Source organism: Allocoleopsis sp. (assembly GCF_036703385.1).
Lineage (GTDB): Bacteria > Cyanobacteriota > Cyanobacteriia > Cyanobacteriales > Coleofasciculaceae > Allocoleopsis.
In genome coordinates this window covers 1-10,966 of the sequence record NZ_DATNPA010000598.1, presented here as the reverse complement: position 1 = coordinate 10,966, position 10,966 = coordinate 1, and the positions used below count along the sequence as shown (strand labels likewise).

Here is a 10,966-nt window from a genome sequence, read left to right as displayed (position 1 = left end):
TCACTGTTTGAAGTTAAATCAGTTCAAACTCCTTTAGGGCTGGTAAAAAGTTGTGGTTTTCATGGCTGGGGCGGCTGAGTTTAATTAGGGCAAAACGTTGAGCAGGACTTAGTGTTGCCCACTGCTGAACGGTTATGGATACAGTAAGTTCTTGGGCTTTCTCCTGAATATTAGCAGGAACAGCTGTGGCATCCAGCCAGGCGGGATGAGGCTCTATAGGAAGTGCAGATGCGGGTGAACCCGTATGTTCGATCACTAAATTTTGTAAATATTGCCGATAGGTTTCGATTTCGTCTGCGGTTGTGCAGGGCATCTCTACCAAGGCTTCACGCTCTTGCAGAGTAAATTGGTTCCAGTGATTTAATTTGAGTTTGACCCCGCAAGTGTCTAATTTCATCCGCACTTGCATAGGAATACAGCGTAGCGATTCTACAAAGTCAGCTTCAAATTGGAAGAAATGAGACATTTTATTTTAGATTTTAGAGATTTTGCTTATGGTTGTTTGATGCATCTGAAAGCCTTAACAAGAAAGGCAGACGGCAGAAGGCAGAAGCCTTTTGGTGACAATAACGGGAATAAGGGTCGAAATCCCCTCCTCACGCTTAGCTTCGGTGCCTTCTGCCTTACCCCTTCTGCCTACCTTTGAAATAACATTTTTTTAACTCCTGATTCTTAACTGCTGTTCTCGTTCTGTGATTGAAATTCCTGCTTATTCAGGAGGCTTTTTAGGACTCATGCAGTGAATTATCCAGTAACTAATGGACAACGTAAGAATAGCGATCGCTAATCCAATGATTTCAGATCCTGTGGTTTTTTCAAAGTCCAGAAGAATGATTTTCCGAGCGATCGCAATTAAAGAGGTAACAATAACTAACTCAACTAGAAGCGTATCCTTTCGTAGATAGGCAGTGATATTTTCCAGCAGTTCTAGGGCAATCAGAATATTCAAGAATAGTCCAAAAACTTTAAACAGGGTTGAGTTCAAGAAGCCTAGGGGTGAAGAAAACAGCTCTCCAGCTAGAAGGATAATCAAGTCACCAACGGCAACTAGGATTACCGTTACCATTACCAAAGACAGGACTTTCGCAACAAAACCCTCTACTTGCTCTATCCCATGTAAAAAACTGTTGTTGCTACAAGAATTTAGGAATAGATGAAATATTTTTTTCAACTGCCGCATTTTTTTAGGAGACAGCTACAACAACAACCTTACCATTGAGAGGACTCAATGCTGCTCCAGCTATCTCCAAATAAATCGATGCTAATCTTGCTCAGGTTTTGCACACACCCGTCTGTGATTGTCTCAAACGGAAACGGGTGGTAAGAACGAAGCCACTAGGCTAGGTTGAAATGACTCACTACTCATCAGGGTTTCAGCCGATATAGGGGAGAGTTGTACGGCACAGGCTTTCAATTCTGGTTGCAGGGAGTCAGGACAGGATTCTGGATGAGTCAGGGCGTTGGCTTCTGCTTTGTCTGCCCACAAAGCGCCCCAGTGCATGGGGACGAAGACGGTACCTGGAGCGATCGCTTTTGTGACTTGGGCTTTGAAACGACAAATACCACGACGCGATCGCACTTCCACCCAAGTTTCATCCTTAATCCCTAACTTCTCGGCATCACGGGGATGAATCTCCATAAAGGGATTAGGATGCATTTGCACAATCTTGGGAATTCGTCCTGTTCGGGTTTGGGTATGCCAGTGACCATAAAGACGCCCAGTTGTCAAGACAAAGGGGTAATTGGGATCGGGCAACTCGGCTAGCCCGCGTGAGTGATAAGCCCCAAACCGGGCACGTCCGTCTGGTGTAGGAAAGCGCAAATCGGTATAAAGACGTTTTTGGTTAGAAGGTTTGAAGGTTGAATGTTGAAGGTTTGAAGAGGTTGAACCTTCAACTTGCAACCTGCTAACTTTCAACTCTTCTGGGCAAGGCCATTGAATCGGTCCTTCTGCTTCTAAACGTTGGGAACTAATACCGGTCTGGTCGCAGACGCGTCCACGAGTGAGTTGAAGAAATTCTGCGCGAACCGCAGCCGAGTCTTGGAAAGCAAACTGGTCAGCAAAACCTAACCGACGCCCCACTTCGGCAAAGATTTCCCAGTCTGCTTTGGCCTCTCCGGGAGCATTGCGAAACTTAGGGCAAAGTGTCACCACTCGTTCTGAGTTTGTCATTGTGCCTGTTTTCTCACTCCACTGCGCCGCAGGCAGTAGGAGGTGAGCATAGGCAGCGGTTTCTGTAGGATAGTAGGCATCTTGATAAACCGTGAACGGCGATCGCAACAAGGCTGCCTTCGTCCGTTCCACATCGGGCATACTAACCGCCGGATTCGTCGCTGCCACCCACAACATCCCGACGTCTCCGGTTTCTAAACCCGTAATCATCTCCCACGCCGTTCGACCGCGATCAGGTGCAATGCTTCCCGCAGGCACACCCCACAACTGTTCGACTTCCTGGCGATGCTGAGGATTCTTCACCAACCGATATCCGGGCAGAATATGAGAAAGACCACCCGCTTCCCGTCCCCCCATCGCATTCGGCTGACCTGTCAGGGAAAAGGGGCCTGCTCCTGGTTTCCCGATATTTCCAGTCATTAGATGCAGATTAATGATTGTCCGCACCTTTGCTGTCCCCTCGGAAGACTGATTCACGCCCATCGACCATAAGGATAGGACTCGCTCAGACTGACCCCAGTATCGGGCTGCCGTTTCTAGTTCATTGAGGCGAATACCACAGGTTTTGGCAACCAATTCCGGTGGATAATGACGAATGACCTCTGCATACTCGGAAAAGCCACTAGTACATTCATCAATAAATATAGAATCATAGTGACCCCAGCGCATCAGCAGATGGGCAATGCCGTTAAGTAAGTCAATATCGGTACCGGGTCGAATCGCTAAGTGTAAGTCAGCGGCTTCAGCGGTTGGGGTCTTGCGGGGGTCAACCACAATCATTTTGACTTTCTTGTTTTGCTTGTGGTGCTTCCGCAGGCGGTTAAAAATAATGGGGTGACATTCAGCGGTATTGGTACCAATCAAAAAGGCGCAGTCTGTCAGCTCTAAGTCATCGTAGCAACAAGGAGGGCCATCTGAGCCAAAACTCTGAATGTAACCGGAAACGGCTGAGGACATGCACAGGCGGGAGTTGGCATCAAAGTTATTCGTCCCCAGACACCCTTTGAGTAGTTTCTGAGCAATATAATAATCCTCGGTTTGAAACTGACCAGAACCATACATACAAATGGATTCAGACCCTTGCGTAACTTGAAGGGTGCGAATGCGATTAGCGATCGCATCAAAGGCTTCATCCCAACTGACTCGGCGGAAGGGTTCATCCAGAGAGTCGCGCATCATGGGATACTTCAGGCGGTCTTTGTCCAGAGATTCACTAATGGTTGCCCCTTTGACACACACCATACCTTGACTAGAGGGATGCTCGCGATCGCCCCGTACTTTCCAGATGGGTCTTCCTTCGCTATCACAATTCGTGGGTTTACCGGCTTGCGCTGGGGGACTTACTTCGAGTCCGCAGCCAACACCACAGTAAGGACATTGTGTTTTTGTTGCATTAGTCATAGCGATCGCACCTTCTGAAAGTCCTGAATCCTAAGTAAAATAAGAGTCATGGTCGCTTTGCTCCCATTCAAAAAGGTCATGAGTGGCTGAATCGTTTTCTGTCGTAACTTGCGGCAACTTTCACCTCCTGCTGACTGTGTTCTGAAGCAAAAGTCCCACTCAGCCTACTCCTCTCAAATGCGGCGCAGTCTCAGTTAGGCTGAAACCATCGCAACTTGTCGGGGACGAGCAGCAAAGTGTTCGATCAGTAGTTCCCGTAAAATCGGCTTTAGGTCATCACAAGGAATCTTTTCCATGACACAGCTACCCAAGTGCGCATCCTTGCCTACTTTGCCGCCCATATAGAGGTCTACGGCTTCTACCATCTGCCCATTTTTACGGGCTTTCGTTCCCATCAATCCAATATCGGCAACTTGGGGTTGACCGCAAGAGTTGGGGCAACCTGTCCAATGAACCCGCACTGGGCGCGGCATCTCTAACTCGGCTTCTAGTTCTTTAATCATCGCTAGGGCGCGATTTTTTGTTTCAATAATCGCAAAATTGCAGAATTCAGCACCCGTACAAGAGACTAATGCCCGTTGCAATGGTTTGGGAGCGATGGGGAAACGCTCTTGAACTAGTGGCTCATTTAACAAAGCTTCCAGGCGAGAATCGGGGACATTGGGGATAATCAGATTTTGCTCAACGGTGAGGCGAATCTCGCCATTGCCGTAGACTTCAGCCAACCTGGACACCTCAAACATGTCCGAAGCATACAGCCGACCAATAGGAACATGCAAGCCAACATAGTTTAAGCCTGGTTGCTTCTGGGCATAGACACCGATGTGGTCGCGCTTTTCCCAGATAATTTCGTCTTTGGGTGCTGCTTTTTGCAAAGGGTAGCCCAGTTGTGTTTCGACCTGAGTGCGAAACTTTTCCAATCCCCACTCTTCAATGAGATACATCAAACGTGTCTTTTGCCGATTGGCGCGCTGACCGTGGTCACGAAAGACCATTAAAATGGCTAACGATAAGGGCACCACCTCGCCCGGTTCTACCCAAGCATCCAGGGGAATAGCAGCTGCACAACGCTTGGCGGAGAAAAAGCCACCCACAATCACATTAAACCCTAACTTTCCATCTTTATAGGCCGGAATAAAGGCAATATCATTGATTTCGGCATGGACAGAGTTGTCTCGACACCCCGCAACAGCAATATTGAACTTTCGAGGAAGATTGCTGAGGTCAAAATTGCCGTCCCCGTTGTTGGTGATTACATCTTGGAGTTGCCGCACAATCTCTGTAGTATCGATGAGTTCATCAGCATCAATTCCAGCAACGGGTGAACCCGTGATGTTGCGGACATTGTCCATACCCGATTGGACGCTCGTCAAGCCAACTTGACGCATTCGGTTGATGATCTCGGCAATGTCTTCTATCTGAATGCCTCGCAACTGGAAGTTTTGTCGGGTCGTAATGTCTGCATTACCCTCTTGTTGAAAGCCTGCCGCCTGGGTGTATCGCTGAACAATTTCTGCGAGGACTCGTAGCTGAGAGCTGGTTAAAATGCCATTCGGTATCCGCATCCGCAGCATAAACTTGCCAGGAGTTACTGGACGATAGAAGAAACCTAGCCATTTGAGTCCGTGGTCGCGTTCAAATTCATCCATCGCCTCCCAACCCATCTGGGCAAAGTTGTCCAACTCTTGCTTGAGTAGTAAAGGATGCTTTTGAGCTTTGGCTTTTTCGATGGGGTTAACTTTTTTATTATCTGCTATCGTCATCAATTACACCTCTTGTGGCTTTCTCAATCTGAGTCTCTGGCTATAAAAAGGGAATTTTATGGCTTAAAAATTACTTGTTTCATGGCTTAATTCTTAGCCTAGATAACTATAGGCATGAATTTCGTAAACTTGGCTACAACTTCTACAAACAACTAAAGTAAATAAGCCTTTTTATCTATAAATCTATCTTTGGAAGTATTAAACCCATATTACTATAAATAAAAAATAATTTTCTAGAGGTTTATCCAGCCCTTAATCAGACTAATGCTATAACAATCTCTTATTTCACCAGTAAATTATCCAAATTTAAATTAGAGTGATTTAGAGCCTGGATTGGTATATGAGGTTACTAATCCTTCCTTGTAATGAAGATTTTGCATAATCATGATGCTTATCTAACATTGCCTACCCCTCGGTGAAAATATAGCCATTCTCTTTTGGATGAGGTACAGAATTCTGGGTTTTGGGATTTGGGAATAGGCAAAAAAGTATAGCAGTCGCCAAGGGGATTAGGATATCGCTGAATAGTGAAATCTTGACCAGCCAATCTTTTGCCTTCTGCCCTCTGGCTTTTGCAATACCTCACTGATATGAGGAGCGCTATAAAACTTAGAAATCAGAAGCAAGGGATTTTCGCCGTACTCTAAAATTCAAAATCTCAAATGGGACAAGGTATTGGATGCTGAATTTTTTACACCCAATACCTTGTGATTAACGATTTAAGGTAGCTTCAGTTTTGACGGGGGTCTAGTAAAATTGATCGGCTTGGTACTGCCACTTCAGCTTCTTCACCTTCATGATGGCTAGCAAAGGAGCCTTTCGGTTCTTTGAGGAAAAAGCCACATAAGCTAGAGCAGATTAGGGCAGCAATCCCCATCGTGATAAACAAGGTCGGTGCATCGGTTAAGCTGAAAATCGTGAGGAAAATCACACCGCCGAAGTTCCCATAAGCGCCCACATTTCCAGAAATCTGCCCTGTAATTTCCTTCTTAATCAGAGGCACGATACCGTAGGTAGAACCGCAGCCAGCTTGAGCAAAGTAAGCAGAGAACATGGTAACAGCGATCGCTAGAACTAACGGCCAACTGCTATTGATATTGTGCGCCAGTAGATAGCCAACCCCAACCCCTGCCGCAATCACTGTCATTGTCCACTTGCGGCTGCCCAACTTATCTGAAATTAAGCCCCCACTGGGACGAGAAACCAAGTTCAGGAACGGATAGCTAGCCGCAATCATGCCTGCTGTCACATGATTGAGATTAAACGTATGTTCAAAAAACGCAGGCAGCATGGAAACAGCCGCTAACTCAGAACCAAACGTGACCACATAACACATCTCTAAAAGAGCAACTTGGCGGAACTGATAGCGTTCAGCAGGCGAATAAGTTTTAATACCTGTGATAACTTCCCAGTTAACCTGCCAAGCTTTATAAGTTTGGAAGGCAAATAACGCCGCCAACAGACCCCAAGTGATAAACATTTGGGTCGTATTGAGGAAATGAAGTTTGGGTTGGGCTAAGCGCCATGCTAATAAACCCAAGGCGAAAATCAAGCCAAAATTAGACAGACACATCGCCCAAAAGCTTTTGCTCGTGGTTACTTCCATACCACCACTGCGCTTAGGACGGCGATAGGCTTTGCCTGGGGGTGTATCTTGAACGTTATTGAAATAAATGAAGCCATAGATAGCGGCAATCACACCACTGAGTGCGATCGCTAAACGCCAGTTGTTAGCTCCACCTGCTAGAAATGCAGTAGCAACACCGATACTGGGTAGAGCAAACTCGGCGGCAAAGGCACCAAAGTTACCCCATCCGCCATAAATCCCTTCAGCAATCCCAATCTCTTTCGGGGGAAACCATTCCGAAACCATGCGGATGCCTACGACAAACCCAGCCCCCACAATACCCATCAGCAACCGACTCCAGACTAAATGGTTAAAGTCTTGAGACAACGCTGTAGCTAAACAAGGCACAACAGCAAACATCAGGATGCTGGAGAAGGTGACTCGTGGTCCAAAACGATCCAGCAGCATACCAATGATGATTCGTGCTGGGATCGTTAGGGCGAGGTTACAGATAAGTAGAACCTTAACTTGATCGGGTGCTAAATGCAGGTCTTTTTGAATCGTGGTGGCAAAAGGCGCGAAGTTGAACCAACAGACAAAGGTTAGAAAAAATGCAAACCAACTCAGATGTAAGATGCGGTAACGACCGCGAAATGAAAATAATCCTGCAAGCATGAGGCTTTCTCCTAGCCGTGAACCTGAAATACTTGATTAGTGAGACGTGTTAGCAATTTAAGGACTTGCTAGTGCTGGATTTATAGGCATACAGTTGCACTATCTTGTCTAGCTTTTTTATGTTTACAAACTTGTTTTAGCTTTCCTTTGGATTAGCTATGTCTATCATGGGCTGTTTCTCCTTGAGAAGCTACCTAAGAGAGCCATCTAATGAGTGAGGCTGGATTGCTCAAACCAAGCTAATCAATAACAACACTGTGATTGTTAGAAAATACTTTTCTGTTAGGTTAGTAGGCTTGAGAGAATGATTTCGCCTTTTCTGCTACAAAGAACCAGCATCAGCTATGAGATTCTATCTTTAGATGGACTTAGCTTATTCCTAAAGGTCAGAAAGTGAACTTGCCTTTGGACAAAGATTTACGGAAGCAAAATTGACTGTTTAATCACGCATCTACATTCAATTAGTCGTGTATCTACTCCCTAATAACTGCTGTTTTGCAAGGCAACTTTGCTTAACTTGTCTCTTTAGTAACCCTATGAGGATTAAAGCTTTAAATTCGTATCTTTAGCTACAAAATGCGTACTAATTTCACTAAAATGCATTGAGGCCATGCATTTTGTACATGCAATCCGCCGTTGAGGGAAATAAACTCACATCTCGCCCGAGTCAAGTGTCACATTACCTAATTCTGGGTAATGGGTAATGGGTAATGGAAAGATTTTTTTACGTAGTGTGTGTAGCATAAATTGACAATTTCCAAAACGTTTTCAGCGCAGTATCAGGGGACGAAGCTTTCCGCCCCCTGAAATAAAGATGAATCTTCTAATGTCTAGCTGAACCTAAAACTGTATCTTGGCCTAAGCCACCTCTGTATGAGCAAAACGGCGGTAGAGGAAGTCTAAAGCGTAGTTACGTAGTTCGTAGTATTGAGGATTTTCCATCAGGCGAGCGCGATTTCTGGGGCGTTGGAAGGGAATTTCCAAAACCTCACCAATATGTGCGGCTGGCCCATTGGTCATCATCACGACGCGGTCTGCTAAGAAGAGCGCCTCATCAATGTCATGGGTAATCATGAGGACGGTGACTCTGTACTCTGTCCAAATTTTCAACAGTTCTTCTTGTAACTCTTCTTTCGTAATCGCATCTAAGGCTCCGAAGGGTTCGTCTAAAATCAAGATTTCGGGACGAATGGCTAGAGCTCGTGCGATCGCAACCCGCTGTTTCATCCCCCCCGATAGCTGGGAGGGTTTTTTGTCAGCAGATTCGGTCAACCCTACCATCTCCAGCAATTCAGACACCATCTCCTTCTTCTTGGAGACAGGTCTATTGGTATAAACCGCATCCACTGCCAAGTAAATATTTTCAAAGGCACTCAACCAAGGCAGCAAAGCATAGTTCTGAAACACCATCATCCGGTCTGGGCCTGGTTCCGTGATGCGCTTCCCTTTGAGCAGTACTTCCCCGTAAGTCGGACGCGAGAAACCTGCCACCATGTTCAGGAGTGTGGACTTTCCGCAGCCAGAGTGACCAATCAGACAAATAAACTCCCCTGGATGAACGGTGAGGTTGACGCCACTGAGAACGGTGTGGTTGCCTTCGGGCGTGGGATAAACCTTAGCAACATCCTCAATGACCAGTAAAGGGTCTCCTTTTGATTTGGGTTTTTGGGTTTGGGAAATTTGATGGAGAAGAGCGTCGGTGTTGAATGCAGTCATGATGGTGGAAGGTTGGAGGGTTGAAGGTTGAAGGTTGAAGGTTGGAAGGTTGGAGGTTGGAAGGTTGGAGGTTGGAAGTTGAAGCTTAGAGGTGAGAAGGCTGAAGTATTTAACCGACAACCTGTTAACCTGCAATCTGTAACCCATTGTCAACCTGCAACCTTTTAGGCGGCTGGAGTCACGAACGAGTCGATGTCAATTTCTTCGACACGAATTTGGCGTTTGATTTCCAGGCTATTGAGGTACTCCAGCGGGTCATCAGGATCGAAGACTGTACCGTCAAACATCCGGATTGGGACGCGATCGTGCCCTGTGTCGGAAAAGCCCAAGTCTCGTGCTGCTGCACCAAACAAGTCGATGCGCCGCACCCGGTCTAAAATGTTGACCCAGTTTTTGGGGAAGGGGATAATCCCCCAACGAGCGAGTTGAGTCAGTAACCATAACCCCTCAATCTGGTCGGGATAGTTGGTTTTATCCACATAAAACTGGTTGAAGCGGGGTAGTTGTTGAGGGAGTTCTCCAGTCCCGCGATTGTAGGGGTCAATGAAGCCAGGACGAGTATATTCTGGCGCGGAACCTACGTATTGCTCTTGTGTGAGTAATCCCAAAATCTCTTCCCGATTGCGTAGGTCATCGCAGTATTCGCAGGCTTCCAAAAGCGCTTTCACTAAGGCGATATGAGTTTGGGGATACTTGTTCACCCACTCTTCGCGTACACCCAGTACTTTCTCTGGATGTCCAGGCCAAAGTTCCATATCGGTGGCGATGACAAAGCCTAGGTCTTCGTAGACAGCACGAGAGTTCCAAGGTTCACCCGCACAATATCCATCGATATTGCCAGCTTTTAAATTGGAAACCATTTGAGGTGGGGGAATCACCGTCAACGCGACATCTTGATCCGGGTCAATTCCGCCTGAAGCTAACCAATAACGCAGCATCAGGTTGTGCATGGAGGAGGGATAAACCATGCCCAAGGTGTGAACTTTATCCGGAGTGGCTTGAATTGCGGCTTTGAAATCAGCCAGAGTGCGAACACCCTGATCGTAGAGGCGCTTACTCAGGGTAATTGCATTGCCATTGCGGGACAAGGTTAAGGCTGTGACTACGGGTACTGGGGTTTTGTTTCCTGCCCCAACCGTCAGGGTGAGGGGCATCCCAGCCACCATTTGAGCGGCGTCTAGGCGTCCAGTAACAATGCCTTTGGCGATCGCTTTCCAACTGGGTTCGCGGTTGAGGGTAACGTCTTCTAACCCATATTTGGCGAAAAATCCTTTCTCTTTCGCAACGACTAGGGGGGCACAATCGGTGAGTGGAATAAAGCCGATTTCCAGATTGACTTTTTCTAAGCCATTGCGGGCAACTATTAGCGGCTGCTTGGATTGGCGCTGCTTGGCTTTCTTCTGTTGATTGAGGAAGTAAATCATCTCATTCCGCAAGCGGTAATAGCTGGGATGATTCACCACTTCCAAACGATGGCGAGGACGGGGTATTTCTACATCGATAATCTGCCCAATATGGGACTCTGGCCCGTTGGTGAGCATGACGATGCGATCGGATAGTAGGAGTGCCTCATCTACGTCGTGAGTGACCATCACACAGGTCACATGGCTCTCTTCGCAGATTTTCATCAATTGCTCTTGCAAACCGCCTCGTGTCAGGGCATCCAGCGCC

At 46.8% G+C, this 10,966-nt stretch carries 7 protein-coding genes; all 7 read right to left on the bottom strand.

The window, feature by feature from the left end:
- Window positions 1–13 precede the first annotated feature (13 nt).
- Complete coding sequence (locus tag V6C93_RS28730; protein ID WP_333480094.1) at window positions 14–466, bottom strand: nitrate reductase associated protein; 453 nt, start codon at window positions 464–466, stop codon at window positions 14–16.
- Between the two features lie 243 nt (window positions 467–709).
- Window positions 710–1,180 (bottom strand): phosphate-starvation-inducible PsiE family protein, encoded by a 471-nt coding sequence (locus V6C93_RS28725; RefSeq protein WP_333480093.1) that lies wholly within the window; start codon window positions 1,178–1,180, stop codon window positions 710–712.
- A 123-nt stretch (window positions 1,181–1,303) separates the two neighbouring features.
- Window positions 1,304–3,574 carry a nitrate reductase gene (locus V6C93_RS28720; protein ID WP_333480092.1) on the bottom strand — a complete coding sequence of 757 codons (2,271 nt, stop codon included), beginning with the start codon at window positions 3,572–3,574 and terminating at the stop codon, window positions 1,304–1,306.
- A gap of 194 nt (window positions 3,575–3,768) precedes the next feature.
- Entirely contained in the window at window positions 3,769–5,337 is a 1,569-nt protein-coding gene (locus V6C93_RS28715) for a ferredoxin--nitrite reductase (RefSeq protein ID WP_333480091.1), read from the bottom strand.
- A gap of 730 nt (window positions 5,338–6,067) precedes the next feature.
- The gene (locus V6C93_RS28710; protein ID WP_333480090.1) at window positions 6,068–7,579 is read right to left on the bottom strand and encodes a NarK family nitrate/nitrite MFS transporter; all 1,512 of its coding nucleotides are present in this window, start codon (window positions 7,577–7,579) and stop codon (window positions 6,068–6,070) included.
- A gap of 858 nt (window positions 7,580–8,437) precedes the next feature.
- Window positions 8,438–9,295 (bottom strand): nitrate ABC transporter ATP-binding protein, encoded by an 858-nt coding sequence (locus V6C93_RS28705; protein WP_333480089.1) that lies wholly within the window; start codon window positions 9,293–9,295, stop codon window positions 8,438–8,440.
- 164 nt (window positions 9,296–9,459) lie between these two features.
- Window positions 9,460–10,966: ABC transporter substrate-binding protein (locus V6C93_RS28700; RefSeq protein ID WP_333480088.1), on the bottom strand; the 1,507-nt coding region annotated here is incomplete at its 5' end.

What these genes read in the sequence shown, in the direction of transcription:
- V6C93_RS28705 (WP_333480089.1), bottom strand. Translation starts at nt 9,295, where the DNA reads ATGACTGCATTCAACACCGACGCTCTTCTCCATCAAATTTCCCAAACC.
- V6C93_RS28710 (WP_333480090.1), bottom strand. Translation starts at nt 7,579, where the DNA reads ATGCTTGCAGGATTATTTTCATTTCGCGGTCGTTACCGCATCTTACAT.
- V6C93_RS28715 (WP_333480091.1), bottom strand. Translation starts at nt 5,337, where the DNA reads ATGACGATAGCAGATAATAAAAAAGTTAACCCCATCGAAAAAGCCAAA.
- V6C93_RS28725 (WP_333480093.1), bottom strand. Translation starts at nt 1,180, where the DNA reads ATGCGGCAGTTGAAAAAAATATTTCATCTATTCCTAAATTCTTGTAGC.
- V6C93_RS28730 (WP_333480094.1), bottom strand. Translation starts at nt 466, where the DNA reads ATGTCTCATTTCTTCCAATTTGAAGCTGACTTTGTAGAATCGCTACGC.
- V6C93_RS28720 (WP_333480092.1), bottom strand. Translation starts at nt 3,574, where the DNA reads ATGACTAATGCAACAAAAACACAATGTCCTTACTGTGGTGTTGGCTGC.